This window comes from Salinarimonas sp. (assembly GCF_046292825.1).
Lineage (GTDB): Bacteria > Pseudomonadota > Alphaproteobacteria > Rhizobiales > Beijerinckiaceae > Salinarimonas.
In genome coordinates, this window is sequence record NZ_JBKBQG010000014.1 from 65,973 (window position 1) to 90,242 (window position 24,270).

Here is a 24,270-nt window from a genome sequence, read left to right on the forward strand (position 1 = left end):
CGCTCATTGTGCCGGATAGACGCGTCCCTTCCAACCGGCGCGTCCTGCGAGGCCGAGCAAAGACGCCCATTGGATCGCAAGCCCGACGGCCACGGTCGCCGGGTGGAGCGGGATCGTCCACAGGCTCTCCCCCGTCGCCCGCGTGATCGCGGCGCGCGTGCCGAGCGAGAGCGCGAGCGCGAGGAGCGCCGGCAGGAGCGAGCCGATGCCCATCAGCGCGAGGAGGACGAGGATCGGCGGCAGCACGTGGCCGAGGCCGAGGAGCACGGTCCACACAGGGAGCTGGCGCCAATTCGCCATGCCCTCGTGCGCGTTCTTGACGAAACCCGCCCAGGCCTGATCGAAGCGCTCGTACATCCGGCAGGTGGCGAGTTCGGCACCCGCGACGACGTCCGTCATCCGCCCCTCGTCGCGCAAGCGGCGCGCGAGCTGGATGCCGTCGTGCAGGAGATGGCGGATCGAGCCGTGGCCGCCGATGGCGTCGTAGGCGCCCCGCTCGAAGAACATCAATTGCCCGCAGGCCGCGCCGAGCCCGCGATCGGGGCGCTTGCGCATCAGCGCGAAGGGCAGATAGCCGAGCATCAGGAAATTGATCATCGGCACCGTGAGGAGCTCGCCCGGCCCCTTCATGATCTGGCGCGGCACGGCGCTCACGAGCGCGAGCCCGTTGTCGGCCTGGTGCGCGACGAGGGCGGCGGCGGCATCGGGGGCGAGGCGCACGTCGGCATCGACGAAGAGGAGATGCGTGCCGCGCGCTTCGTCCGCGAGGCGCTGGCAGGCATGGACCTTGCCCGTCCAGCCCTCCGGCAGCGGCGGGCAGCGGGCGAGGCGCACGCGGGAATCGCGCGCGGCGAGCCGCTCGACGATCTCCGGCGTGCGATCGGTCGAGCCGTCGTCCATCACGACGACCTCGACCGCGACGTCCCGGCTCGCGAGCGCGGCTTCGACCGCCGCGCCGATATTGGCTTCCTCGTCGCGGGCGGGGATCAGCACGGAGACGAGCGTGCCCTCCGGCGCGGGGCGCGCGGCCGGCGTGCGGGCGAGCTTGAGATTGGCCGCGGCGAGGCCCGCCGAGAGCGCGGCGAGGAGAACGGCGATCCAGGCGAGAAACGTCATCCGACCCTCCGCGGCTGCGGCCGCTTGCCGTGCGCGGCCTCGAAGCGCTCGCCCTTGATGGCGGCGAGCAACCGCTTCCAGGCCTCGTAGATGCCGCCGACCCCCGCCTTGCCGTCGAGGATCGCGTGGAAACGCGCGGGGTCGCGGCTGCGCACGTCCGCCGAGAGCCGGTCGAGCAGGTGGCCGAGCCGCTCGTCGAGCGCCGCGCGGCGCGCCTCGCGGGGGAGCGCGAGGAGGCTCTCGCCGGTCTCGGGCGTGCCGAAGGCGATGAAGGCCTCCGCCCCGCGCTGCTCCCAGAAGGAATATTCGATCGCGACCGGGACGAAGAGCGCGTGCGGCGCGAGTTCCGGCAGGCGGGCGATGCCCGGGCGCAGGCCCACGGGGCGCTCGCGCACGTCGACGAAGCGCCCCTGCGCCGCGACCCAGATCGCCGCGTCGTCGTGCGCCAGGATGTCGGCGGAGGCCGCGAGGAAGGCGGCGGCGCCCTTGGGCGTCTCGAGATCGACGCCATAGGCGCCGATCCGCTTCATGAAGCCGTAGGCGGCGAGCATCTCGGCATCGATCGGCGCGTAGCTCTGGCGCGCGCGGAAATAATGGTCGCCGACGATCATGTAGGTCGCCGCGTCCCACCAGGCGGGGTGATTGGTGTAGAAGACGAGCGGGCGGGGCTCGTCGGCGATCTGCGGCTCGCCCCAGAGGGGTACCCGCAACGCGTTCATGTGACGCTTGAAGTAGCGCCGGAAATAGGCGGTGAAGAAGGCAAGCCGCCGCGGATCGCGCAAGCGCGTCGGCCGCTCCCCCTCCGGCAGCTTCTCGGCGAGCCGCGACACCTTCGCGAGCCGCCCCGTCACGTCGCTCATGACCGCTCCCGATACGCAGTGACTTCAACAAACGTCGTTCGACCGACACCTCGTCCCCTCGGATGCGACGAGGCGATCTCAAGGCTGTCATCCCGGACGCCGAAGGCGATCCGGGACCCATACCCTCGACGCTGGTTCGCAGCCTGTAGGCTGCGTTTCGACGACGCCGCATTCGGCGATGTCGTGGAGCGAGCGCGGCATGCGCGCTCGATCGAGCGTCGAGGGTATGGGTCCCGGGTCCGCTTCGCGGCCCGGGATGACACCCGTCGGATTGGTGCCGAAAACTTGCCGCGCATGCCTCACCCGCGCAAGCGCCTCGCTCGGCGCTCGCGCAGGTCGCGGCCGCGTCAGGACGCCGCGCGCAAGGTGGGGTTCTTGGCGCTGCCCGGGCTCTTGGCGTCCTGGTCGAGCGCGTCGGCGGCGATCCAGCCGGACATCATCACCATCGGCATGCCAGGGCCCGGATGGGCCGCGCCGCCGGCGAGGTAGAGGCCCTGTACGTCGCGCGAGCGGTTGCCCGGCTTGAAGGCGCCGAGGAACTTGCCGTGGCTCGCGAGCCCGTAGATCGCGCCGTTGAGCACCTTGTAGCGCTCGTGGATGTCCTGCGGCGTGAGGTGGCGCTCGACGACGATGCGCTCCTCGATGTCCTCCATGCCGCCGGTGCGCTTGAGCTTGTCGATGATCTTGGCGCGATAGGGCGCGAACATCTTCGACCAGTCGTGATGCGGGCGCAGATAGGGCGTGTGGACGAGGACGTAGAGCGCCTCCCCGCCCTCGGGCGCGACGGACGGATCGGTCGCGGCGGGCGCGGCGAGATAGGCTGTCGGGTCCGGCGCCGGCTCGCCCTTGCCGTAGATGTAGTCGAACTCCTCCTCCGGATCGCGGGAGAAGACGAAATCGTGGTGGGCAAGGTGGTCGTAGCGCTTGTTGAGCCCGAGATAGAGCACGACGCCCGAGCAGGCCGGCTCGAAGCCCTTGCGGTCGTAGCGCTCCGCGGCCTTGCCGCCGACGAGCTCGCGATAGGTGCGGATCGCGTCCATGTTGGAGACGACCGCCTCGCAGGCCTCGACCGTGCCGTCCGCGAGCCGCACGCCCTTGACGCGCCCGCTCTCGATGTCGAGGCCGACGATGTCCGTGCTCGGACGAAGCTTGGCGCCGAGATCGGTCGCGAGCTTGGCGAGGCCCTCCGCGCAGGCGCGGGTGCCGCCCATCGGATACCAGATGCCCTCGGCCACCTGCATATGCGCGATCGAGCAGAGCACGGCGGGCGAGCCGTAGGGGTTCGAGCCGACATATTGGGTGAAATGGTCGAGCATCTGCGAGAGGCGCTCGTCCTTCACCCGCGCGCGGATCGTGCCTGCGACCGACGAGCCCATCCGCAGCGCCATCACGTCGCGCAGCGTGTCCGGCTTGAAGGTGGTGCCGAGATCCATCGTGTCGAACAGATCCTCGACCGGCTTCCAGAAGAAGAACTTCTCGGAGACCTCGTGCAGGTGCTCGGAGAGCGCGATGAAGCGCTTGTAGCCCTCGCCCGCACCCTTGCCGGGCGCGAACGTGTCCATCGTCTGCGCCATCGCGTCGACGTTCTCGACGAGGTCGACGCGGCTGCCGTCCTCGAAGAAGCAGCGCCATTGCGGATCGAGCCGCACGAGGTCCATGTAGTCGGAGACCTTGCGGTTCGCCTCCGCGAAGATCTTGTGCAGCACGCGCGGCACGGTGAGGATGGTCGGCCCCATGTCGAAGCGGAAGCCGCCCTCGTGCAGCACCGCCGCCTTGCCGCCGACCCACGCGTTCTTGTCGTAGAGCACGACCTCGTGCCCCCGCGCGGCGAGGACGCAGGCGCTCGCGAGACCGCCGAGCCCGCCGCCGATCACCGCCACCTTCTTCGTAGACCCACTCACGTCGCGCTCCTGTGGTTACTGGCCCTGGCGCCGGATCGCATCCTGCACGGCGGCTTCGTCGTCGAGCGGCAGGCGCGCGAGCCGCACGTCCACCGTAGCACCCGCGGGCGGCAGATCGAAGGCCGCGCCGCTGAAGGTCGGCACGCCGTAGCGGCCGACGTCGTTGGAGAACCCGTAGGGCTCGGCCGGCAGCTCCCAGAACAGGATCGGCTGCATGTCGAGCCGGCCGTTGTCGTTGATGTCCTGGTAGGCCGCGACCGCCCAGCGGCCGGGAGTGAGCCCGTCGAAGCGGAAGTTCATGGTCGCGCTGCGGGCCCGCTCGAAGCGGCCGATCGGGCAGCGCTCCTGGACGAGGTCGCGATCGCACAGGCCGACGAAGACCTGGCCGCGGCCGACCTCGATGTCGGTGACGCGCACGACGAGGGTCGCCGCCTGCGCGCCGGCCGCGCTCGCGAGGAGCGCGAGCGCCGCGAGGGAGTATCGGGAGAGCATGGGTTCTTCTTTCTTCACGCCTGCGCCGGGGCGGCGACGGGCCTGCGCCGGAACAGGGAGCGCTTGGGGCTCGTGCGCCGCTCGGCGAGATCCTGCAGAAGCAGCTTCGCCGTGATGCGCGCGCCCTCGTAGATCACAGGCAGGCCCGAGCCCGGATGCGTGCCGCCGCCGACGAGATAGACGCCGCCGCCGAACCGATTGTGGGGGCGGAAATAGAGCATTTGGCCGAGATCGTGGGCGAGGTTGAAGGTCGCCGCCTCGTTGACCGCGAACTCGCCCTGCCAATCGGCCGGAGTGATGACCCGCTCGTAGCGGATGCGGCTCTCGATGTCGTCGAGGCCGATCACCTTCAGGCGCTCCAGCACCTGCGCGCGGAAGCGCGGCGTCTCGGCCGCCCAGTCGGTGCCCGAGCGCAGGTTCGGCACCGGCACGAGCACGTAGAGGCTCGAATGGCCCTGCGGCGCCATGGACGGGTCGGTGCGCGCGGCGTTCTGGACGTAGAACGACGGCTTCGTCGGCATCCGGCAGGTGGAGATCTCGTTGATGTTGTTCTCGTAATCGTCCGAGAGCAGGATCGTGTGGTGCTCGAGATCGGGCAATTCGCCCTCGAGGCCGAGATAGAGCATGAAGGTCGAGCAGGAGAGGCGCGCCTTGTCGATCTTGGCGTCCTTCCAGCGCGGGCGGTGCTCCTCGGGGATGAGCCGGCGCGCGGCATGCGCGAAATCGCCGTTGATCACCACCGCGTCCGCCGCGATGCGCTGCCCGTCCACCTCGACGCCGCAGGCGCGGCCGTTCTCGTAGACGACGCGCTCGACGCCCGCCGAGAGCCGGATGTCGACGCCCATGTCGGCCGCGAGCTTCGCCATCGCCTCCGACACCGCCCCGCACCCGCCGATCGGGTGGAAGACGCCGTGCTCGTATTCGAGGAAGGAGAGGATCGTGAAGAGCGACGGGCATTGATAGGGCGACATGCCCAGATATTTCGTCTGGAACGAGAAGGCGAGGCGCACGCGCGGATCGGCGAAATAGCGCTTGAGATCGCCGTCGACGCTCGCGAAGGGGCGCATCATCGGCAGCGCCTGCAGCATCGCGGGCGACATCACGCCGAGCGGGTTGTCGAAGGCCTGCTCGAGCACGGGCCGGAAGAGCTCGAGCTTCTTGCGGTTCTCCGCCATGAAGCGCTGGACGTTCGGCGCGTCCGCGGGCGCGACCTTGGCGATCTCGGCGGCCAGGCGCTCGACGTTCGCCGTCGCCTTGATGTCGCCGCCGCCCTCGAACACGACGTGGTATTGCGGGTCGAGCTTGACGAGGTCGACATGGTCCGCCAGCCGCTCGCCGCACAATTCGAAGATCTCGGCGAGGATGCGCGGATAGAGGAAGAACGTCGGGCCGATGTCGAACTTGTACCCGCCGGGCGCCGTCACCGTCTTGGTGCGGCCGCCGACGACGGGGTCCTTCTCGAACAAGGTCACGCGCGCGCCCTGGCGCGCCAGCAGCATCGCCGCGGCGAGGCCTCCCGGCCCGGCTCCGACGATGGCGATCCGCGCCCCGCGGGCATCCTCGAGATCGTTCAACGCGCTCGACGAGATCGCATCCCGCACCGACAGCTGCGGAGATCCCCCTTCCGGATTTCGCATCTTCTTTGGCACCCCTGTACACGGCGCAGATTGGGCCGACCTGCCGGTCGGATGCAAGGTGTACGTCGGTCGGAGCGCGGAGGATCACCGCACCTGCGAAGGCAGCGCGCGTTCGCGCGCCGCAGGCGCGAGCGCCTCGCGGACCGCCTCGTGGGCGAAGACGTGCGTCATGTGGCCGAGCCCCTCCAGCAGGCGCAGCCGCGCATGGGGTATCGCCGCGGCGAGGCGCCCGGCCTGGTCGGGCTCGATCGAGCGGTCGCTGTCCCCGTGCAGGATCGCAAGCGGCACCTTGCAGGTGCGATAGAGCGGCGCGAGCGCGGCGGTATCGGCCACGAGCGACGCCGCCTCCTCGAACTGCGCGCGCAATTGCCAAGGACGCTCGGCATAGGCCGTCGGGTAGCGCGCCGCGAGCGCGGGCGGGATCGTCTGCGGCTCGAAGCTGCGCGCGCGCAGGTGGGGACCCGCCTGGCGCGCGAGCGGCGCGCCGAGCGTCCACAGCAGCGCCGGTCCGAGCAGCGGCGCCGTCGGCAGCGCGAGGAGGCTCGTGGCGAGGCGCTCGTCGGGATAATACATGCCCGACATGAGAACCGCGCCCGCGACCTCCGACTTCGGATGGAGGACGAGCGCCAACGCGACGAGCGCGCCGTAGGAATGGCCGACGACGAGCGGTGCGCGGATGGTCTCGCGGGCGAGAAGCCTGCGCAGGACCCGAACCTGCTCGCGCACGCCGAAGCGGCCGGCGGGGCGCGGCGAATGCCCGTAGCCGGGTCGATCCATCATGAAGACCCGGTAATCGCGCGCGAGATGGTCGACGAGCCCGCCCTCGATGAAATCCTCCACGCATCCGCCGATGCCGTGCACGAGCACCACCGGCGGCGCGTCGCGCGGACCCGCCTCGCAGACGTGGAGCGGCAGACCGTCGATCTCGACGAAGCGCCCGCGGGGCGGATGCGACGCGGTCTCGATCCGCCGCCCGTCGAGATAGGCCTTGATCGCCGACGCCCCGCCCCCCGCGGCGACCAGTCCCGCCGCCGCAGCCGCGATCTCCAGCATGGGTTCCACCTCCGGCAGGGCGAACGCCGGGGGGGATGCGGTGTTCCGGGCTCCCCTACCCCCCGAACACCGTGTTCAGCTGCGCCCCCACCATCACGAAGGTGGTCCGCTTGGGCACCTCCTTCAGACGCGTCGCGCCGATATAGGTCATCATCGAGCGCACGCCGCCCATGATCTCCTGCATCGTGGCGTCGACGGGGCCGCGATAGGGCACCTCGACGGTCTTGCCCTCGGAGGCGCGGTAGGCGGCGACGCCGCCGGCATATTTCTTCATCGCCGTGTCCGAGGACATGCCGTAGAAGATCATCTTCGTCGCGCGCTCCTCCCCGTCCAGGACCTCGTGGACGAGCTCGCCCTCGCATTCGTCATGGCCGGCGAGCATGCCGCCGAGCATCACGAAATCGGCGCCCGCGCCGTAGGCCTTGGCGATGTCGCCGGGCACCGTGCAGCCGCCGTCGGCGCAAACCAATCCCTTGAGCCCGTGCGCCGCGTCCGCGCATTCGATGGTCGCCGAGAGCTGCGGATAGCCGACCCCCGTCATCTTGCGCGTCGTGCACACCGAGCCCGGCCCGATGCCGACCTTGACGATGTCCGCGCCCGCGAGGATCAGCGCCTCGGTCATGTCGCCGGTGACGACGTTGCCGGCCATGATCACCGCGTCCGGGTTCGTCTCGCGCGCATGCGCGACCATGTCGACGAACTTTTCCGTGTAGCCGTTGGCGACATCGAGGCAGATGTTCGGCACCGCGACCTGGCGCTTGACCGCGGCGAGCTTGTCCCAATCGGCCTCCGCCGTGCCGAGCGCGTAGAAGGTGTTGGCCGATTCCGGCGCGCGCAGGAAGTCGATCAGCATCTCGGCGGGGTAATGCTTGTGCAGCGCCACCATCGCCCCGTGCTTGTGGAGCGCGCGGGCCATGCCGATCGTCCCCGTCACGTCCATGTTCGACGCGATCAGCGGGAAGCCCGTCCAGCTGCGGCCCGTATGCATGAAGCGCAGCGTGCGGGTGATGTCGACCTCGGCGCGCGAGCCGAGCGTCGAGCGCTTGGGCCGGATCAGCACGTCCTTGAAATCGAGCTTCGGATCGTTCTCGATGCGCATTCCGTTCCCTCCCGCGCACGCGCGCGCCCGCCGGGCGATGCGAGAACCGCCCTGCGCGCGCGCAATCTGTTCGGATTGCGGCTCATGTTAGGGGATCGCGCGGCCGAGGGCAACAATCCCTCCCCGGAGGGGAGGGTGGCCCCTGGAGCGAAGCGACAGGGGTCGGGTGGGGCCCGGGTGGAGATGATCCGTCAAGCCACGGTCTTCGTGGTTCCTGCATGCCGTCGACGCAAACACGACGCTCGTTCTCCTTCCCCTGAGGCGAGACCTCGTGCATCTTTCCCCGCCCGTCATTCCGGGGCGCGAAGCGAGCCCGGAATCCAGAACCCCGACGTCTGATGAGCAGCCTATAGGCTGCGTCCTTCGACGCGTGAGCTGCCTAAAGTTGCGCAACGAGCGCGCATGCGCGCTCGACCCGACGTCGGGAGTCTGGATTCCGGGCTCGCTTCGCGCCCCGGAATGACGGCGGGGAGGTTCTAGGAGAAAGATTCTCGAACGCTGAGGGGAAGGACAAGGGCGGCGCTTCGTCCTCCCTGGCTATGCGCAGATCGCGATGCGCGACCCTCCTAGCCCTGCGGGGAGAGGCGACGCCGTTGCCCTTGCCGCTGCGGCACGGGGCCTCTATGTCGGCGCGGGGCGAGGCAGCGGAGAGGCCTGTGAGCGACGATCTCGATCTGGCACGGCGCGTCGGATGGCCGCCGGAGCTGCGCGTTCTGCTCGATCGGTACCCGCGGGAGGTGTGGCCGGCGCATCCCAATCTCGGCGCCACCGCGCGGTTCTGGCTGCAGCGGCACGACATGTTCCGCGAACTCGGCGGCGCGCTCTCGCGGGCGACGCTCGAATTTCGCGAGGGGCGGGTCGAGGCCGATCGCTACAAGGCCTGGTTCGTGCCCCGGCTGCGCTTCTTCCTCGGCGAACTCGACGGGCATCACCGCATCGAGGACGACGCCTATTTCCCGCTCTTCCGCGCGGCGGATGCGCGGCTCGTGCGCGGCTTCGACGTGCTCGAGGGCGACCACGACGGCATCCACCACGCGCTCGAGTGCATCGCCGAGCGTGCCGGCGCGCTCCTCCAGGCGGCGCCCGGCGATCCCCTGATGCGCGCCGCCGATGCCTATGCCGACGAGAGCGATCGGCTGCTCGCCGGCCTCCTGCGCCACCTCGAAGACGAGGAGGACCTGATCGTCCCCCTGATCCTCGATCGCACCGAGCCCGGCCTCGGGATCTGAGCGGCAGCCGGCGCGCGCCTTCAATCGTCGTCGTCGTAGGCGCCGAAGCGGGCGAGCCGGCCCTCGCTCTCGGCGACCGCCTCGAGCGCGGCGTCTCCGAGGCGGGCGGCGACGAGCGCGGCGAGCGCCTCCACCGCGGCGAGCGTCGGCGTCGTCGCGTGGAAGAAGGAGAGCGTCTCGATGCGCACCGGCACCGCCACGTCCGCGAGCCGCGCGATCGTCGTGTGGCGGCCGTCGGTGACGGCGACGAGCCGGGCGCCGCGCTCGCGGGCATAGCGCATCGCCTCCCGCACCGGCCGCGCATTCGGCCGCACCGAGACGGCGAGGAGCACGTCCTGCGGGCCGATCGCGGCGAGCCGGTCGAGGCCGCCTTCGCCGGGGCCCTCGACGAGGACGCTCGCGCGCCCGAGGAGGCCGAAGAGATAATTCGCGAGGAAGGCGCTCGCGAAGCTCGAGCGGCGGCCGAGGCAATAGATCGTGCGCGCCCGCGCGAGGAGATCGGCGGCGGCGGCGAGCGCGGCGGTGCTCTCCTCCGAGCGGGCGAGCGCGTGGAGATTCTCCGCCCCGGCCTCGATGAAGGCGCGCGTGAAGCCGGGCTCCCCCGCCTCGCGCCGCGCGGCGACGAGATCGCGCGCCCGCCCGCGCATCCCCGCGCCGCGAGAGCGCAACGCTTCCGCGTGCTGCCGGCGCACGTCGTCGTAGCCGTCGAGCCCGAGCCGCTGCGCGAGCCGCGTCAGCGCCGCCGGCGAGACGCCCGCGCGCTTCGCCTGCTCGCGGGTGGTCAGCAGCGCGACCTCCTCGGGATAGTCGAGGACGAAGCGCGCCGCCGCCCGCAATTGCGGCGGAAGGTCGTCGAAACGCGACAGGATGGTGCTGGCGAGCGGGATTTCGGGCATCGGCGGCGACGGTAGAGCGCGCGGACACCCGTTACAAGCGCGCCCCTGGTGGTGGGGGTGCCTCGCCCGGCCCTTAACCGCGCGTCAAGCTTAATCGGACACAGTCGCCCCGTGCTCCCGATCGCGAGCGGTAGAGGCGTATCCATGTCCGTGACGAGAACCGACGAGCCGACGGCCGGCGCTTCCGTCGGCCCGCAGAGCGAGACCGTCGATCTCGGGCAGCTGATCCTCGCGGTCGCCCGCCGCTGGAAGGCGATTCTCCTCGTCACCGCGCTCGCCGCCCTCGGCGCCCTCCTCTTCGCGGTCACCGCCGAGCCGCGCTATCGCGGCGAGACGCAGGTGATTCTCGAGAGCCGCGAGACCGGCTTCACCCGCCCCATCGCCGCGACCGCCGACGAGACCTCACGCGTCATCGACGAACAGGCCGTCACGAGCCAGGTGCAGGTGATCCGCTCCCGCGACGTCGCCCGCGAGGCGGTGCGCAGGCTCGACCTCGTCGGCAACCCCGAATTCGACCCGACCGTGCGGCCGATGAACCCGATCACGCGCGTGCGCATGATGCTCGGCCTCGGCGGCGCGGGCCGCGAGGAGGCGGCGGTCGAGCGGGTTCTGCGCGCCTATTACGAGCGGCTCCTCGTCTACGTCGTGCCGCGCTCGCGGGTGATCACGATCGAGTTCCGCTCCGCCGATCCCGAGCTCGCGGCGCGCGCGGCGAACGTCATCGCCGAGGTCTATCTGGAGACGCTGGAAGCCGCCAAGATCGAGACCGCGCGCAGCGCCTCGACCTGGCTCTCGCAGAACATCGACCGCCTGCGCGAGCAGGTCCGCGAGGCGGAGGCGCGGGTCGAGGCTTTTCGCGCGGGGCGCGGCCTCCTGGTCGGCGCCAACAACGTGACGCTCACGAGCCAGCAGCTCGACAATCTGAACGCCCAGCTCGTCGCGGCGCGCACCCAGCAATCGGATTCCGCCGCACGCGCGGCCCTGATCCGCGAGCTGATCGCGCAGGGCCGCGCCTTCGACATCCCCGACGTCGTCAACAACGACCTCGTCCGAGGCCTGATCGCCCAGCGCGTGAGCCTGCGCGCCCAGATCGCCAACGAGAGCCGCACCCTCCTGCCCCAGCACCCGCGCCTCATCGCGCTCGAAGCCCAGCTCGCGGATCTCGACGGGCAGATCCGCGGCGCCGCCGAGCGCACCGTGCGCGGGCTCGAGGGCGAGGCCCGGCTCGCGGGCGAGCGCGTCACGGCGCTCGAAGCGGCGCTCGACCGGCAGATGGGCGTCGCCTCGCAGGCCAACGAGAACGAGGTGCAGCTGCGCGCGCTGGAGCGCGAGGCACGGGCCGAGCGCGAGCAGCTCGAAGTCTTCCTCGCCCGCTATCGCGACGCCGTCGCCCGCGATTCCGACGAGGCGACCCTGCCCGACGCGCGGATCGTCTCCCGCGCCGCGGTGCCGGACGAGCCCGTCTTCCCGCGCAAGGGCCCGATCCTGATCCTCGCCACCGCGACGGCGCTGATGCTCGCGATCGGCACCGTGCTCCTCAAGGCCCTCCTGTTCGACGGCGCCCGGGCGCGGCTGCCCGAGCCCGCCGCCCGCCCCGCCCCCGCGGCGATCGCCCGTGGCGCGGTGGAGCCCCTCGCCGATCCCGACGGCGATCCGCCGGAAGGCGGGCCTGCCGGGCGCCGACGTCTCCTCCGCGACCGCCAGCCCTCCGAGCCCGGCCGCGCCGCGATCGGCGTCGACGTCCCCGCCCTCGTCGCGCGGATGCTGCGCGCCGACGTCGATGAGCGCGGCCGCCGGGTGCTCGTCTGCGCGCTCGGTCGCGACGAAGACGGCGCGGCCGTCGGCGATCCGATCTCGGCCGCGCGGCTCGCGGAGGCGCTCGCGCGCGAGCTGCCCGGCAGCCTCCCCGTCCTCGTCGTCGCGCTCGACGCGGCCCCCGGCACCGTACCGACGGATGCGGCCGGGCTCGCCGATCTCGTCGCCGGCGAGGCGCGCTTCTTCGAGGCGATCGCCGCGAGCCCCGGCGCGCGCCTTCACCGCATCGGCCCCGGCGAGCCCGCGCTCGACCCCGCCGATCCCGAGATCGCGGACGCGCTCGAGATCACCCTCAGCGCCTTCGACCAGACCTACGAGGCGAGCCTCCTCGTCCTCGCCGATCCCCTGGACCCGGCCCTCCTCGCGCTCGTAGGCGAGCGGGTCGACACGGCGATCCTCGCCGCGCGCACGAGCCCGGACGATCCCGATCTCGTCGCGGTCTACCAGGCGCTGCGGGCGGCGGGTGCGCCCGACGTCGTCGTCGCCCTCTCCGGGGAGGACGCCGCGGAAGGCCGCGCGTCCCCCTCCAGCGGCGAGGCGGCCGCATGACGGCGCGCTAACGGTGCCGCAAGGAAAACCGCGCTACACCCGGTCGGCGTGAACGCCAACCGGGGGGCCGTCCGTGTCGATCAAGCGCACCGTCATCGAGCTCGGCCTCGCCGTCGCCGATCGCACGCGGGCCGAGCGCTGGGCGCGGTTCGCCCGCGGCTGCGGCGTGATCCTCACCTTCCACCACGTCCGCCCCGCCGCCGAGGCCGGCTTCGCGCCGAACCGATTGCTCGAGATCACGCCCGCTTTTCTCGAGACCGTGCTCGACACGCTCGACGCGCTCGGCTTCGAGATCGTGCCGCTCGACGCCGTCCCCGAGCGCGTCGCACAGGCGCACGGCGGACGCGATGCGCGGCCCTTCGCGGTCCTCACCTTCGACGACGGCTATCGCGACAATCGCGACCACGCGGCCCCGATCCTCGCCCGCCGCGGCGCGCCCTGGACCTTGTTCGTCACGACGGATTTCGCCGAGGGGCGCGGCCGCTTCTGGTGGCGCGAGATCGAGGCCGCCGTCGCGGCCTCGACACGGGTGCGCGCGCTCGGCCTCGATCTGCCCGCCGAGACGGACGCGCAGAAGATCCAAGCCTTCGAGGCGATCTATTGGCGCCTGCGCGCGGGCTCGGAGGCGGATCTGCGCCGGGAGACGGCGCGTCTTTGCGAGAGCGCCGGCATCGACCCCGCAGCCCTCTCGCGCGACGCCTGTCTCGACTGGGACGAGCTCGCCGCGCTGAGCCGCGCGACCCCGGAACTCACGCTCGGCGCGCACACGCTTACCCATCCGATGCTCGCCAAATGGGACGAGGCGACCGCGCGCCGCGAGATCGTCGAGAGCCGGGCCATCCTCGCAGAGCGCCTCGGACGCGAGGTCCGCCACCTCGCCTACCCCGTCGGCGATCCGGGCTCGGCCGGGGCGCGGGAATTCGCCCTCGCCCGCGAGGCCGGCTTCGCGACTGCGGTGACGACGCGCCCGGGCCATCTCTGGCCCGACCACGCGCAGCATCTCCACGCGCTCCCCCGCATCTCCGTCAACGGCCTCCACCAGAGCGCCGGCGCCCTGCGCGCCCTCCTCTCCGGCCTCCCCCTTCTCGCCTGGAACCGGGGGCGGCGGTTGGCGGTGGCGTGAAGGGGATCACGATCCCCCGAACGGCGCCGCCCCCGCCTCGATCGCGTCGAGGAGCGCGCGGATCTCCGGCAGGCCTCCGTTCTCGAAATTGCGGATGTGGCCCTCGCCTTCGAGGACGACGAAGCGCTTCGGCTCGGGGGCGGCGGCGTAGAGCCGCTCGGCATGCGCGAAGGGCGTGACCGGGTCGGCGGTGCCGTGGAGGATGAGGATCGGGGCCTCGATCTCGCCGATCCGGTCGATCGAGCGGAACGGGTCGCGCATCAGGAGATCGACCGGGACGAACGGATAGGCGCGCCGCGCAAGGTCGACGGCGGCGGTGAAGGGCGCGTCGAGGATCACGCCCGCGACCGGGACCTCGGCGGCGAGGGGGACGGCGACGCCGGTGCCGAGGCTCTCGCCGTAGAGGACGATCCGGTCGGGCTCGGCATGGGCGCGGGCGAAGCGATAGGCGGCGCGCCCGTCTTCCAGGAGCCCCGCCTCGCTCGGGCGGCCGGTCGAGCCGGAATAGCCGCGATAGGCGAGGAGCAGCACGCCGCGCCCGTCCTCCGCCAGCACCCGGCCCCGCGGCGCACGCTGGATCTTCGAGCCGGCATTGCCGTGGAAATAGATCGTGAGAACCCGCCCCGGCTCCGGCGCGCGGAAGAAGGCCCGCAGGCGCTCGCCGTCCTCGGTCTCGATGACGACGTCCGCAAACCCCTCGAGCCCGGCCTCCACCGCGCTCGCCACCCCCTGCGGCGCGGGAAAGACCAGCCCGCGCTGTCCGAAATAGAGCAGCGCGACGAAACCGGCATAGAGGACGAACCCGACGAGGGCGACGCGCAGAAGCGTGCGGGCGAGGGTGCGTGAGGGGGGCGTGCGGGTCATGACGTCTCGCGAGGGAGCCGGGGCCGATCGGGCGATGCAATCGATACACGATTTCGAATGCCGCGCCGACGGATCGGGTTGATCTTCCGCCACCGAGCGCGTTTCCTCGTCCCGCAAAGTGCACCAGGTCGGCTCGACCAAGAAGCGCTCGTCGCCGCCATGGCCGGACGGTCACGCGTTCGTGAAGCCGCCGCGACCGCGCCGTCCGGCGAGCGGACGATCTCCTGACGCAGAACCTCCGTTCTCCCTCGGTGAAGGCCCCCCTCAGCCTTGACTGATACGCGCCGCACGCCGACATGTGCGAGGGCGCGCGCCGCGGCGGCGAGGCGGACGAGGCGGACGAGGCGAGGGAGTACGGGAGCATGAAGAGCGGAATGCGCAGCGTCGTGGTGCGGGCGCTCCTCGTCCTTCTCCTCCTCTCCCCGATCGTGGCGGGTCTGCATTACGTGCTGCCGAGCCACGAGGTCGTGCGCATCACCGCGACCGACATCCGCCGCATCGACGAGCGACCGGACGCGCAGGGGCGCATCCGCACCCGCGACGTGTACTACATCTTCGCCGAGCGTCCCGAGACCGGCGCCCCGCGCGTCTTCCGCAACGAGGACACCGGCTGGGGCTTCCCGCCCTATTTCAAGTTCAACTCCGCCGACGTGCAGGCGCGCGCCGCCTCCGCCGCATCCGAGCGCGCGACGGCGCTCGTGACCTATTACGGCTGGCGCATCCAGATGTTCTCGGTCTTCCCGAACGCGGTCTCGATCCGCCGGGTCCCGGCGGACTACACGCCGGTGCCGTGGTTCAACATCGTCTTCCTCGCGGGCCTCGCGATCCTGGTCGCCTGGGCCTGGATCGCGATCGCCCGCTGGCGCCGCCGCCGCGCCGCGTGAGCCTTGAATCTCACTCGGCGACGGGTGGGACGATCCGGCGGCGCAGCTCGACTTTCGAGATCTTGCCGGTGGCGGTGTGGGGGATCTCCTCGACGAAGACCACGTCGTCGGGCACCTGCCATTTGGCGAAGCGTTGCGCGAGATGGGCGAGGATCGCGGCCTTGTCGGGCTCGCGGCCGGGTTTCGGCACCACGACGAGGAGCGGTCGCTCGTCCCATTTCGGGTGCGGCACGCCGATCGCGGCCGCCTCCGCCACGTCCGGATGCGACACGGCCGCGTTCTCGAGATCGATCGAGGAGATCCACTCGCCGCCGGACTTGATCACGTCCTTCGCGCGATCGACGACCTGCATGTTGCCGAAGCGATCGATGGTGGCGACGTCGCCGGTGTCGAAGAAGCCGTCCCCCGTCAGGATCGGCTCGTCCTCGCGCCGAAAATACGCGCGCGCGACCGCCGGCCCGCGCACCTGCAGCCGCCCCGAGGTCTTGCCGTCCCAGGGCTGCTCCGCGCCGGCATCGTCGACGATGCGCATCTCGACGCCGTAGAACGACTGCCCGGCGCGCTCCTTCACGTCGAGCCAAGCCTCCGCGTCGAGCTCGCCGTAATCGGGCTTGAGCGAGCAGACCGTGCCGAGCGGGCTCAACTCCGTCATCCCCCAGGCGTGCAGCACCTCGACGCCGTAGACGTCGCGGAAGGTGCGCGTCACCGCCCGCGGGCAGGCCGAGCCGCCGATGACGACGCGCTGGAGGTCCGGCAGCATCGTGCCCGACGCCTCGAGATGCTGGAGGAGGCCGAACCAGACGGTGGGCACCGCCGCCGAGATGGTCACCCGAAAGCGCGTGAGGAGTTCGGCGAGCGAAGCGCCGTCGAGCTTCGGGCCGGGCAGGACGAGGCTCGCCCCCGTCATCGGCGCCGAGAAGCCGAAGGACCAGCCGTTGGCGTGGAAGAGCGGCACGACCGGCATCGCGACGTCCCGCGCCGAGAGCCCCAACGCGTCGGGCGCCCGCGCCATCAGCGCGTGGAGCACGTTCGAGCGGTGCGAATAGAGGACGCCCTTCGGCTCCCCCGTCGTGCCGGAGGTGTAGCACAGGCCCGCCGCGGCACCCTCCTCCACCGCGAGCCAGGCGAAATCGGCATCCGCCTCGGCGAGGTACTCCTCGTAGGGAACGGCGCCGGGCAGGCTCGTGTTCGGCATATGGGCGGCATCGGTGAGGATCACGTAGCGCTCGATGCTCGGCAGGCGCGGCGCGAGTTTCTCGACGAGGGGCACGAAGCCGAGATCGAGGAACATCATCCGGTCCTGCGCATGATCGACGATGTAGGCGATCTGGTCTTCGAAGAGCCGCGGATTGACCGTGTGGTAGACCGCCCCCATTCCGGTGATGCCGTACCAGCATTCGAGATGGCGCGCGGTGTTCCAGGCGAGCGTCGCGATCCGGTCTCCCGGGCGCACGCCCTCGCGCGCGAGCCTTTTGGCGAGGCGCAACGAGCGGGTGCGGATCGCAGCGTAATCGGTCTCGACGATCGGTCCCTCGACCGAGCGCGAGACGACCTTGCGGGCGCCGTGCTGGGCGGCGGCGTGGTCGATGATCGTGTGGATGCGAAGCGGCCAATCCTGCATGAGGCCGTGGAGCATGCCGTCCATCTGCGCGTCTCTCCCGTTTCCGCCTTCGTGTCTCGGGCGGTGGCGCGGGAGGATAAGCCATAAGCGGCGCTTCGACCATGGCCGCGGCTTTTCGGAACACCGATCCGCTCGAGCGTTTGGGAGGGGAGGCGCGCGCGCCGCGTGGCGCAGCCGGCCTCGGCATCAACGACGAGAGGAAACGACCATGAAGCGTACCATTCTCCCCGCCCTCGCCGCGGCGCTCGCGATCGGCGGCGCGGCCCCCGCGCTCGCGCAGCAGAGCGGCCAATGGGGCCAATCCGGTCAGCAGCAGCAATTCGGGCAGCAGGGCCAGCAGTCCGGGGACATGCAGGGACGCGATCCCTGGCGCGCCGACGGCCAGGTTCAGGGCCAGCAGCAATGGACGCAGCAGCCGATCGGCCAGGGTCAGCAGCAGATAGGCCAACAGCAGATGGGCCAGCAGCAAGGCGGGCAGCAGCAGCAGCAGCAGCAGGTCGGACAAGGCCACCAGCGTCTCGTGCAGGCCCTGCGCCAGGCGGGCTACCAGGACATCGAAGAGATCGGCCACAACGTGCTGCGCGCGCGCTCGCCCGAGGGCGAGATGGTCTTCGTCCAGATCCAGGACGCGCAGGCGACCGGCGCCGTCGGGGGCGGCGGCGGCGGTGGCGGCAACCAGCAGATGTTCGGCTTCCAGGAGGGCCGCACCTTCGGCCCGCAATTCGGCGGCGGCCAGCAGGGCGGCACGACCGGCCAGGGCGGCGGCGGCCAGCAGGGCGGCCAGGGGCAGCAGCAGAGGAATTGAGGCGGACGCGATTACGATCGCGAGATTACGATCGCGAGGTTACGATCGCGACCCTGGCGAAAAACGAAACGGCGGGTCCCCGGAAGGACCCGCCGTCTGACGATCGAAGCGACGACGATCGACGACCGATCGACGACGGCGCGTGGGCCTCAGTCGGCCAGCTCGATGGTCGCCGCCTCGCGGCCCTTCATGCCGTCGACGACGCCCATGCGGACCGGCTGGCCCTCGACGAGGTCGGGCAGGTTCGCGCGCATCAGCACCGAGCGATGGATGAACACGTCCTTGCCGCCGTCCTCGGCCACGATGAAGCCGAAGCCCTTCGTGGGGTTGTACCACTTGACGGTGCCCATGAGCTCCGTCGTGGGGCCGCTGTGACGGGGGCCGCCGCCGGCGCCGAAACCGCCGGCGCGGGGGGGACGGCGCATGCCGCCCGGACCACCCATGCCGCCGCCGAAGCCGCCGCCGCCTCCGAAGCCGCTGCGCGGAGCCGGCGCCTGAGCGGTCGAGGTGTCGACGCTGAGCACTTCCGTGACCTGCGGACCCTTCTGACCCTGGGCGGTGCGGACCTGCAGCCGGGTGCCGGGCTGGAGCTCGGCATGGCCGGCGGCCTCGACCGCGCGGATGTGGAGGAACGCGTCCCCGGAGCCGTCCTCGACCTCGACGAAGCCGAAACCCTTCTCCGGGTTGAACCACTTGACGGTGGCATCGACGGGCGGTCCGCCCATCGGGCGAGCGCCACCCATCGGGGCGCCCCCTCCACCACCGAACGAGCCGCGGTCCGCTCGCGGCTCGGGGAAGTCAGACCGGCGCTGACCAAAATCGTCATCGAACCCACGACGGCCCGAATCGCGGAACTCTCGACCTCGACCCATGTATTCTCTCGCTCTCGCGCTGTAGCAGCTTCACGTTCACGCTGGCACTTGCTTCACGAACTCGAGCCATCGCGTTTGCAGCGCAAAGAGCCGGGTCCGAAAAACAGGCCCTCTCAGACCGATATCATGGCTCTTGCGGGATTAGGATCCATCAAAACGCGTGTATTTCGGCCTGTCGGGTGGCGATTAATCGCCATACGAAGCCGAGTGTGGCGAAGTTCCGCCCACTTGTAAAGACGTCGCGCAAAAAAAGAGCTGCCGATTTGCGCTTTTCCGCCCCGCGGGACTCTTGCGGGCGCGACGAAGAACGATCTCGTTGCGTAACCGGATGCCGGATCAGCGCTCGACGGGCATGTCCGGACGACCACCGGTCGCGTCGCCGCCCGGCGGGCGCATCAGGATCCGCTCTTCGAGATCGGCCTCTCGGGCTTCCGCGGGCGTGGGGCGCTCGCCGATCGGCGGCTCGATCAGGGCCCCCGTCGCCTCCGGATCGGGGGCATTCGCCTCGGCCGCGTAGACGGAGAGCGGCAGGAACAGCCCGGCGATGGCGGGGTCGAGGCCGCGCTCGGCGCTCGCGGGCGCCGCGAGGATCGCCAGTCCCAGGACGCCACCGACGATCGCGCAGTATTCGGCGGGGCCGGAGCGGCGGCGGGGTCTGTTCGTCAACGACATCGGCATCCTCCCTCCGGCGCTCGGTCGCGCCGGAAAACGCGAGCGGTGCCAAACGCTTGTGAGGAGAGAAATACGGCCGACGACTTCGGGTTCCATCCGCTCCCGACCCGTCGGCGGCCACGCACCGGAACCGCCCTCGACGCCCGAGCATTGAGAATGCATGTCCAAGAGAGACCAGAAACCCTCCGCCGCCGCGCCGCGTGCAGCCCCCGCGAGCGCAGCCCCCGCGAGCCCCGTCCTCGGCACCCGGCGCGTCGTCGCCGCTCTGTCCGGCGCGATCGCTCTCGTCTCCATGACCGGCGTCGCGGGCGCGCAGCCTCAGGCCGGCTTCCCGACGCTCACGCCACCCGATGCGACGCATCAGGCGATCCCGGTCGAAGTCGCCGTGACGCTGCAGGACGGCGCGGTCGCCTGCCGCCCGCCGGAGGCGCGGCTGCCGGCCGGCACGATCGTGCGACTGCAGATCGTCAACCTCACGGAACACGCCGCCGCCATCGTCGCGCCCGACTTCTTCGGCGCCGGCGAGCGGATCGCGAGCGTGGTCGCGGCGCAATACACGCCCGGCGCGCCGGCGATCGTCGTGTCGCCCGGCGCGATCGGCCAGGTCGTCGTCGAGGTGGGCGCTCCGGGCGTCTATCGGATGGTCTGCGACGCGGCCGCCCCCGGCGTGACGCCCGGCGAAGCCGAGATCGCCGTCATCGCCGAGGGCATGCAGGCGCCGCCGGGCGGTGAAGGCATGCAAGGCCAGCAGGGCATGCAGATGCCGCAGCAAGGTCAGGGCGGACAGGCGCCCGGCGGCCAGGGCGGCGGCATGCAGATGCCGTTCTTCCCGGCGCCAGGGGGCTGATCGCCCGCGATCAGGCTCCGGTCTCGGCGACGAGGCCGGCCGCCTCGATGCCGGCGACCGCCGCGAACTCGTCGTTGTCCGACAATTCGCCCGAGATCCCGACCGACCCGAGAAGGCGCCCCGCGGAATCGCGCACGAGCACGCCGCCGGGCACCGGCACCAGCATGCCGCCCACCGCATGGGTCGCCGCCGCGACGAAATGCGGGCGCTCCGCCGCCATCTTGCCGAGCGCGCGCGAGGACACCCCGAGCGCGACCGCGCCATAGGCCTTGCCCATCGCGATCTCGCCGCGCTTGAGGGAGGTCCCGTCCTCCGCCTCGAAGGCCTTGAGGGCGCCGCGGGCGTCGTAGACGGCGATCGCGAGCGGCTTGAAGCCCTTCTCGCGGGCGATCGACAACGCGCTCGCGACGATGGTGCGGGCGGCTTCGCGGGTCAGGTCGGTCATCGCTCTCTCCTCGATCGGCGACAGGCGGGCGGACGCGCCCCCTCCCCGCCCCTGTAGCGCAAGAGGCGGCCCCGCGCACCCGCTCGCCCGGGCAAAGCTCCTTTCCCGCGGCACCGGAACCGCCGCCGCGCCGCGGGCGTCATCCCCCGACCGGATCGCGGGGCGCGCGCTCCGCCAGGACCAGCAAGACGACGCACACAGCAAGACGACGCACGACAACACAGGAGAACCCCATGCTGCATCTCGATCCCGTCACCGTGGAGGAGGTCCGCCGGCTCGACGCGGAGCGGGGCGCGCCCTGCGTGTCGCTCTACATGCCGACGCAGCCCGCGACCATCCCCTCCTGGCGCGAGGACACCCTCGCCTTCCGCGAGCTGCGGCGCGACACGGCGCGGCGGCTCGAAGAGGCGCAGGCCGACAAGCGCGCCGCCGCGGCGATCGACGAGCGGCTCTCCGCCCTCGAGGACGACCCGGAGTTCTGGCGTTACATGGCCCACGGGCTCGCCGTCTTCGCGACGCCCGACGCCGTGCGCACCTTCCGCCTGCCGATGCAGGTGGGGCGCCGGGTGGAGATCTCCGACCGCTTCCACGTCAAGCCGCTCGCGCCGATCCTCGCGCGCCCGCACGACGCCTACGTGCTCGAGATGTCGCAGAAGCGCGTGCGGCTCCTCGCGGTGACGGAAGGCGACGTGAGCGAGGTGGACGTCCCCGACCTCCCCCGCTCCCTCGACGACTTCATCACGAGCGAGCGCACGCCCGAGATCACCGACATGGCCGAAACCCAGCAATCGGCCGAGAAGAAGATGCGCCAGGAGCAGTTCGCCCACGGGATCGAGCGGGCGCTGCGTCCCTTCCTCCAGAACAAGTCCACGCCGCTCGTGGTCGCGGGGGTGGACACGATCACGACCTTCTTCCGCCACGCGACGCATTACCCGCACCTGACGAAGGAGACCATCTCCGGCAACCAGGAGCACACGCACGACCAGGAGATCGCCGAGCGCGCCCGCGCCATCGTCGCCTCCCACGAGAAGGAGCGGGTCGAGGCCCTGATCGCCCGCGCCGAGGCCCTGCGCAACGAGAACCGCGGCTCGTTCGACATTTCGGAGATCGCGCGCGCGGCCGAGGAGGGCCGGGTCGAGGCGCTCGTCGTGTGCCTCGACGAGGCGGTCTACGGCACGCTCGAGGCCGGGATCGGCTCCTTCGTGCCGGGAGCGGAGGCGAGCGCCACCACCTACGACGTCCTCGACGAGCTCGTCGGCCGCACCCTGCGCACCGGCGGCACGGCGCTCGCCGCCCCGCGCGGGGATCTGCGCGAGGGCGTCAAGGCCGCGGCGGTGTTCCGCTACGCGGCCTGACCGCGCGCATTTCCGGTTGCCCGCCGCTGCGTCCGACCTATCCTGACCGCGACGAATCGGGACGGGTCGGAGAGGGCGGATGGCGCAGAGCACAGTCCTGACGCGGGCCGGCCTCGTGCGTGGCGCGAAGGCCGGCCAGCCGCTCGCGGTGGCGACCTTCATCTACGGCATCGCCTTCGGCCTGATGGCGCAGCAGATCTCGCTCTCGCTGCTCGAGGCCGCGCTCGTCAGCGCCTTCGTGTATTCCGGCACGGCGCAGCTCGCGATGATCGGCATCCTCGCGGAAGCCGGCGGAGCCGCGGGGGTGGGCGTCGTCTCGATCGCGGTCACCGTCCTCGTGATGAACGCGCGCTACTTCCTCTTCTCGGCGGCCTTGCGCCCCTGGCTCGGCGGGCTGACGCCGGGGCGCGCCTATGGCAGCCTCTACTTCCTCGGCGACGGCAATTGGCTGCTCTCGATGAAGGCGCACGATGCGGGCGAAGAGGATGCGGGCTTTCTCCTCGGCTCCGGGCTCCTCATCTTCGCGGGCTGGATGGCGGGCACCGCGCTCGGCGTCAGCGCGGGCGCCGTCGCGCCCGATCCGCGCGTGCTCGGCCTCGATTTCCTGCTCGTCGCCTTCGCCGGCGCGATGATGCTCGCGATGACGAAGGCGCGGGCCGATCTCCTCGTGATCGCGGCGGGCGCGCTCGCGGCGATCGCGGTCGGGAGCCTCGCCTCCTTCGGCTGGGCGATCGTCGCGGCGGGGCTGGCGGGCGGCGCGGTCGCCTATCTGCGCGTGCGGGCGGGGATCGGCGGATGAGCCTCGATGCCGACCTCGTGCCGCTGCTTCTCGCGGTGGCGCTCGTGTCCTATCTGTGCCGCGCGGGCGGCTTCTTCCTGATGCGCTTCGTACCGCGCTCGGACGCGCTCGATGCCGCGCTCAAGGCGACGCCGCTCGGGGTGATGGCCGGCATCGTGGCCCTGACCGCGATCCGCGGACGGCCCGAGGAGCTCGCCGCGCTCGGCGCCGTCGCCCTCGTGATGATCGCGACCCGCAACGACCTCGCCGCCGCCCTCGCCGGCGCCGCGACGCTCGCGCTGATGCGCGCGACGTTGGGGGTGTGAGGCGCCCCCGGGGCGTCGCTCACGCCCGCGCCTTCGCCTCGTCCGCGCGGCCGAGCGCCTCGAAGACCTTCGCGACGATGCCCTGCGCGTCGAGGCCGGCTTGCGCGTACATCCTGGCGGGCTTGTCGTGGTCGATATAGGCGTCCGGCAGGACCATGGCGCGCACCTTCAACCCCCGGTCGAGGGCGCCGTGTTCGGCGAGCGCGTGCAGCACGAAGGAGCCGAAGCCGCCGATCGAGCCTTCCTCGATCGTGATCAGCACCTCGTGGTCGCGCGCGAGCCGCAGGACGAGGTCGGTGTCGAGGGGCTTGGCGAAGCGCGCGTCGGCGACGCTCGTCGAGAGGCCCCGCGCCTCGAGCTCTTCGGCCGCCGCGAGCGCCTCGGCGAGCCGCGTGCCGAGCGACAGGAGCGCGACGCGCGTGCCCTCGCGGATCATGCGGCCTTTTCCGATCTCGAGTGGCATTCCCCGCTCGGGCATCTCGACGCCCACCCCCTCCCCGCGCGGATAGCGAAGCGCGATCGGGCCCGTGTCGTGGGCGGCCATGGTCGCGACCATGTGGACGAGCTCGGCCTCGTCGGCGGCGGCCATGATCGTCATGTTCGGGAGGCAGCCGAGATAGGCGACGTCGAAGGAGCCCGCATGGGTCGGCCCGTCGGCGCCGACCAGGCCCGCGCGGTCCATCGCGAAGCGGACCGGCAGGTTCTGGATCGCGACGTCGTGCACCACCTGGTCGTAGGCGCGCTGCAGGAAGGTCGAGTAGATCGCGACGAACGGCTTGTAGCCCTCGCACGCCATGCCGGCCGCGAAGGTCACCGCGTGCTGCTCGGCGATGCCCACGTCGAAGGTGCGCTTGGGAAAAGCCTGGCCGAACAGGTCGATCCCGGTGCCCGACGGCATCGCCGCGGTGACCGCCACGATCTTCTCGTCGCGCTCGGCTTCTGCTATGAGGGATTGCCCGAACACCTTCGTATAGGCCGGCGCGTTGGCCTTGGGCTTGGCCTGCGCGCCCGTCACCACGTCGAAGGTGACG

23 protein-coding genes are annotated in these 24,270 nt (G+C 71.3%); 9 read left to right on the forward strand and 14 right to left on the reverse strand.

The window, feature by feature from the left end:
- Positions 1-3: 3 nt before the first annotated feature.
- The 7 genes from ACK4UM_RS09245 to ACK4UM_RS09275 all read right to left on the reverse strand — a co-directional run bounded on the left by ACK4UM_RS09245 (position 4) and on the right by ACK4UM_RS09275 (position 8,158).
- Entirely contained in the window at positions 4-1,116 is a 1,113-nt protein-coding gene (locus ACK4UM_RS09245) for a glycosyltransferase (protein ID WP_409798041.1), read from the reverse strand.
- A complete protein-coding gene (locus tag ACK4UM_RS09250; RefSeq protein WP_409798043.1) occupies positions 1,113-1,976 on the reverse strand; it encodes a lysophospholipid acyltransferase family protein in 864 nt (287 codons plus the stop codon). The genes ACK4UM_RS09245 and ACK4UM_RS09250 overlap by 4 nt, the downstream gene beginning before the upstream one ends.
- A 347-nt stretch (positions 1,977-2,323) precedes the next feature.
- Positions 2,324-3,877: a phytoene desaturase family protein gene (locus ACK4UM_RS09255; protein WP_409798045.1), complete on the reverse strand. Its 1,554-nt coding sequence runs from the start codon at positions 3,875-3,877 to the stop codon at positions 2,324-2,326.
- A 15-nt stretch (positions 3,878-3,892) separates the two neighbouring features.
- Positions 3,893-4,369 carry a DUF2141 domain-containing protein gene (locus tag ACK4UM_RS09260; protein WP_409798047.1) on the reverse strand — a complete coding sequence of 159 codons (477 nt, stop codon included), beginning with the start codon at positions 4,367-4,369 and terminating at the stop codon, positions 3,893-3,895.
- Positions 4,370-4,383: 14 nt separating this feature from the next.
- Complete coding sequence (crtI, locus tag ACK4UM_RS09265) at positions 4,384-5,943, reverse strand: phytoene desaturase family protein (protein ID WP_409798049.1); 1,560 nt, start codon at positions 5,941-5,943, stop codon at positions 4,384-4,386.
- Between the two features lie 147 nt (positions 5,944-6,090).
- Complete coding sequence (locus ACK4UM_RS09270; RefSeq protein WP_409798051.1) at positions 6,091-7,059, reverse strand: alpha/beta fold hydrolase; 969 nt, start codon at positions 7,057-7,059, stop codon at positions 6,091-6,093.
- Positions 7,060-7,114: 55 nt separating this feature from the next.
- Complete coding sequence (locus tag ACK4UM_RS09275) at positions 7,115-8,158, reverse strand: GMP reductase (protein ID WP_409798052.1); 1,044 nt, start codon at positions 8,156-8,158, stop codon at positions 7,115-7,117.
- Positions 8,159-8,814: 656 nt separating this feature from the next.
- Between ACK4UM_RS09275 and ACK4UM_RS09280 the strand changes: the two genes are divergently transcribed.
- Positions 8,815-9,387 (forward strand): hemerythrin domain-containing protein, encoded by a 573-nt coding sequence (locus tag ACK4UM_RS09280; protein ID WP_409798054.1) that lies wholly within the window; start codon positions 8,815-8,817, stop codon positions 9,385-9,387.
- A gap of 20 nt (positions 9,388-9,407) precedes the next feature.
- Here the strand turns inward: ACK4UM_RS09280 and ACK4UM_RS09285 are convergent, their stop codons facing one another.
- The gene (locus ACK4UM_RS09285) at positions 9,408-10,283 is read right to left on the reverse strand and encodes a MurR/RpiR family transcriptional regulator (RefSeq protein WP_409798056.1); all 876 of its coding nucleotides are present in this window, start codon (positions 10,281-10,283) and stop codon (positions 9,408-9,410) included.
- A gap of 144 nt (positions 10,284-10,427) precedes the next feature.
- Here ACK4UM_RS09285 and ACK4UM_RS09290 point away from each other — a divergent pair, with 144 nt between their 5' ends.
- Both ACK4UM_RS09290 and ACK4UM_RS09295 read left to right on the forward strand, forming a co-directional pair.
- A complete protein-coding gene (locus tag ACK4UM_RS09290; protein WP_409798058.1) occupies positions 10,428-12,647 on the forward strand; it encodes a GumC family protein in 2,220 nt (739 codons plus the stop codon).
- Positions 12,648-12,720: 73 nt separating this feature from the next.
- On the forward strand, positions 12,721-13,770 hold the full coding sequence (locus ACK4UM_RS09295) for a polysaccharide deacetylase family protein (RefSeq protein ID WP_409798060.1): 1,050 nt from the start codon (positions 12,721-12,723) through the stop codon (positions 13,768-13,770).
- A gap of 6 nt (positions 13,771-13,776) precedes the next feature.
- On the opposite strand, the gene ACK4UM_RS09300 is transcribed toward ACK4UM_RS09295, so the two are convergent.
- Positions 13,777-14,634, reverse strand: a complete 858-nt coding sequence (locus ACK4UM_RS09300) for an alpha/beta hydrolase (protein WP_409798062.1) — start codon at positions 14,632-14,634, stop codon at positions 13,777-13,779.
- A gap of 362 nt (positions 14,635-14,996) precedes the next feature.
- Here ACK4UM_RS09300 and ACK4UM_RS09305 point away from each other — a divergent pair, with 362 nt between their 5' ends.
- Positions 14,997-15,518, forward strand: a complete 522-nt coding sequence (locus tag ACK4UM_RS09305) for a DUF1523 family protein (RefSeq protein ID WP_409798064.1) — start codon at positions 14,997-14,999, stop codon at positions 15,516-15,518.
- 10 nt (positions 15,519-15,528) lie between these two features.
- On the opposite strand, the gene ACK4UM_RS09310 is transcribed toward ACK4UM_RS09305, so the two are convergent.
- On the reverse strand, positions 15,529-17,163 hold the full coding sequence (locus ACK4UM_RS09310) for a long-chain-fatty-acid--CoA ligase (protein WP_409798066.1): 1,635 nt from the start codon (positions 17,161-17,163) through the stop codon (positions 15,529-15,531).
- Positions 17,164-17,347: 184 nt separating this feature from the next.
- On the opposite strand from ACK4UM_RS09310, the gene ACK4UM_RS09315 reads away from it, so the two are divergent.
- Positions 17,348-17,944 carry a hypothetical protein gene (locus ACK4UM_RS09315; protein WP_409798068.1) on the forward strand — a complete coding sequence of 199 codons (597 nt, stop codon included), beginning with the start codon at positions 17,348-17,350 and terminating at the stop codon, positions 17,942-17,944.
- A 149-nt stretch (positions 17,945-18,093) separates the two neighbouring features.
- Here ACK4UM_RS09315 and ACK4UM_RS09320 read toward each other — a convergent pair whose 3' ends face one another.
- Both ACK4UM_RS09320 and ACK4UM_RS09325 read right to left on the reverse strand, forming a co-directional pair.
- A complete protein-coding gene (locus ACK4UM_RS09320; protein ID WP_409798070.1) occupies positions 18,094-18,816 on the reverse strand; it encodes a cold-shock protein in 723 nt (240 codons plus the stop codon).
- Between the two features lie 336 nt (positions 18,817-19,152).
- Positions 19,153-19,482 (reverse strand): hypothetical protein, encoded by a 330-nt coding sequence (locus tag ACK4UM_RS09325; protein WP_409798072.1) that lies wholly within the window; start codon positions 19,480-19,482, stop codon positions 19,153-19,155.
- A gap of 166 nt (positions 19,483-19,648) precedes the next feature.
- Between ACK4UM_RS09325 and ACK4UM_RS09330 the strand changes: the two genes are divergently transcribed.
- Complete coding sequence (locus tag ACK4UM_RS09330) at positions 19,649-20,335, forward strand: hypothetical protein (RefSeq protein WP_409798074.1); 687 nt, start codon at positions 19,649-19,651, stop codon at positions 20,333-20,335.
- 10 nt (positions 20,336-20,345) lie between these two features.
- Here the strand turns inward: ACK4UM_RS09330 and ACK4UM_RS09335 are convergent, their stop codons facing one another.
- Positions 20,346-20,780, reverse strand: coding sequence for a GlcG/HbpS family heme-binding protein (locus ACK4UM_RS09335; protein WP_409798076.1), 435 nt, complete (start codon positions 20,778-20,780; stop codon positions 20,346-20,348).
- A gap of 233 nt (positions 20,781-21,013) precedes the next feature.
- On the opposite strand from ACK4UM_RS09335, the gene ACK4UM_RS09340 reads away from it, so the two are divergent.
- From ACK4UM_RS09340 to ACK4UM_RS09350, 3 genes are all read left to right on the forward strand, one after another.
- Complete coding sequence (locus ACK4UM_RS09340) at positions 21,014-22,135, forward strand: hypothetical protein (protein WP_409798078.1); 1,122 nt, start codon at positions 21,014-21,016, stop codon at positions 22,133-22,135.
- A 79-nt stretch (positions 22,136-22,214) separates the two neighbouring features.
- On the forward strand, positions 22,215-22,934 hold the full coding sequence (locus ACK4UM_RS09345) for an AzlC family ABC transporter permease (RefSeq protein WP_409798080.1): 720 nt from the start codon (positions 22,215-22,217) through the stop codon (positions 22,932-22,934).
- On the forward strand, positions 22,931-23,239 hold the full coding sequence (locus tag ACK4UM_RS09350) for an AzlD family protein (protein ID WP_409798082.1): 309 nt from the start codon (positions 22,931-22,933) through the stop codon (positions 23,237-23,239). Before ACK4UM_RS09345 ends, ACK4UM_RS09350 begins: the two co-directional genes overlap by 4 nt.
- 19 nt (positions 23,240-23,258) lie before the next feature.
- Here the strand turns inward: ACK4UM_RS09350 and ACK4UM_RS09355 are convergent.
- Positions 23,259-24,270, reverse strand: a 1,012-nt coding sequence (locus ACK4UM_RS09355) for a transketolase C-terminal domain-containing protein (protein ID WP_409798084.1), incomplete at its 5' end; no start/stop codon positions are given.

Bases quoted from the DNA above. Each gene is read 5' to 3' on its own strand.
- ACK4UM_RS09245 (WP_409798041.1), bottom strand. From the start codon at position 1,116: ATGACGTTTCTCGCCTGGATCGCCGTTCTCCTCGCCGCGCTCTCGGCG.
- ACK4UM_RS09250 (WP_409798043.1), bottom strand. From the start codon at position 1,976: ATGAGCGACGTGACGGGGCGGCTCGCGAAGGTGTCGCGGCTCGCCGAG.
- ACK4UM_RS09260 (WP_409798047.1), bottom strand. From the start codon at position 4,369: ATGCTCTCCCGATACTCCCTCGCGGCGCTCGCGCTCCTCGCGAGCGCG.
- ACK4UM_RS09270 (WP_409798051.1), bottom strand. From the start codon at position 7,059: ATGCTGGAGATCGCGGCTGCGGCGGCGGGACTGGTCGCCGCGGGGGGC.
- ACK4UM_RS09275 (WP_409798052.1), bottom strand. From the start codon at position 8,158: ATGCGCATCGAGAACGATCCGAAGCTCGATTTCAAGGACGTGCTGATC.
- ACK4UM_RS09285 (WP_409798056.1), bottom strand. From the start codon at position 10,283: ATGCCCGAAATCCCGCTCGCCAGCACCATCCTGTCGCGTTTCGACGAC.
- ACK4UM_RS09290 (WP_409798058.1), top strand. From the start codon at position 10,428: ATGTCCGTGACGAGAACCGACGAGCCGACGGCCGGCGCTTCCGTCGGC.
- ACK4UM_RS09300 (WP_409798062.1), bottom strand. From the start codon at position 14,634: ATGACCCGCACGCCCCCCTCACGCACCCTCGCCCGCACGCTTCTGCGC.
- ACK4UM_RS09305 (WP_409798064.1), top strand. From the start codon at position 14,997: ATGAAGAGCGGAATGCGCAGCGTCGTGGTGCGGGCGCTCCTCGTCCTT.
- ACK4UM_RS09310 (WP_409798066.1), bottom strand. From the start codon at position 17,163: ATGGACGGCATGCTCCACGGCCTCATGCAGGATTGGCCGCTTCGCATC.
- ACK4UM_RS09315 (WP_409798068.1), top strand. From the start codon at position 17,348: ATGAAGCGTACCATTCTCCCCGCCCTCGCCGCGGCGCTCGCGATCGGC.
- ACK4UM_RS09320 (WP_409798070.1), bottom strand. From the start codon at position 18,816: ATGGGTCGAGGTCGAGAGTTCCGCGATTCGGGCCGTCGTGGGTTCGAT.
- ACK4UM_RS09330 (WP_409798074.1), top strand. From the start codon at position 19,649: ATGTCCAAGAGAGACCAGAAACCCTCCGCCGCCGCGCCGCGTGCAGCC.
- ACK4UM_RS09335 (WP_409798076.1), bottom strand. From the start codon at position 20,780: ATGACCGACCTGACCCGCGAAGCCGCCCGCACCATCGTCGCGAGCGCG.
- ACK4UM_RS09340 (WP_409798078.1), top strand. From the start codon at position 21,014: ATGCTGCATCTCGATCCCGTCACCGTGGAGGAGGTCCGCCGGCTCGAC.
- ACK4UM_RS09345 (WP_409798080.1), top strand. From the start codon at position 22,215: ATGGCGCAGAGCACAGTCCTGACGCGGGCCGGCCTCGTGCGTGGCGCG.
- ACK4UM_RS09350 (WP_409798082.1), top strand. From the start codon at position 22,931: ATGAGCCTCGATGCCGACCTCGTGCCGCTGCTTCTCGCGGTGGCGCTC.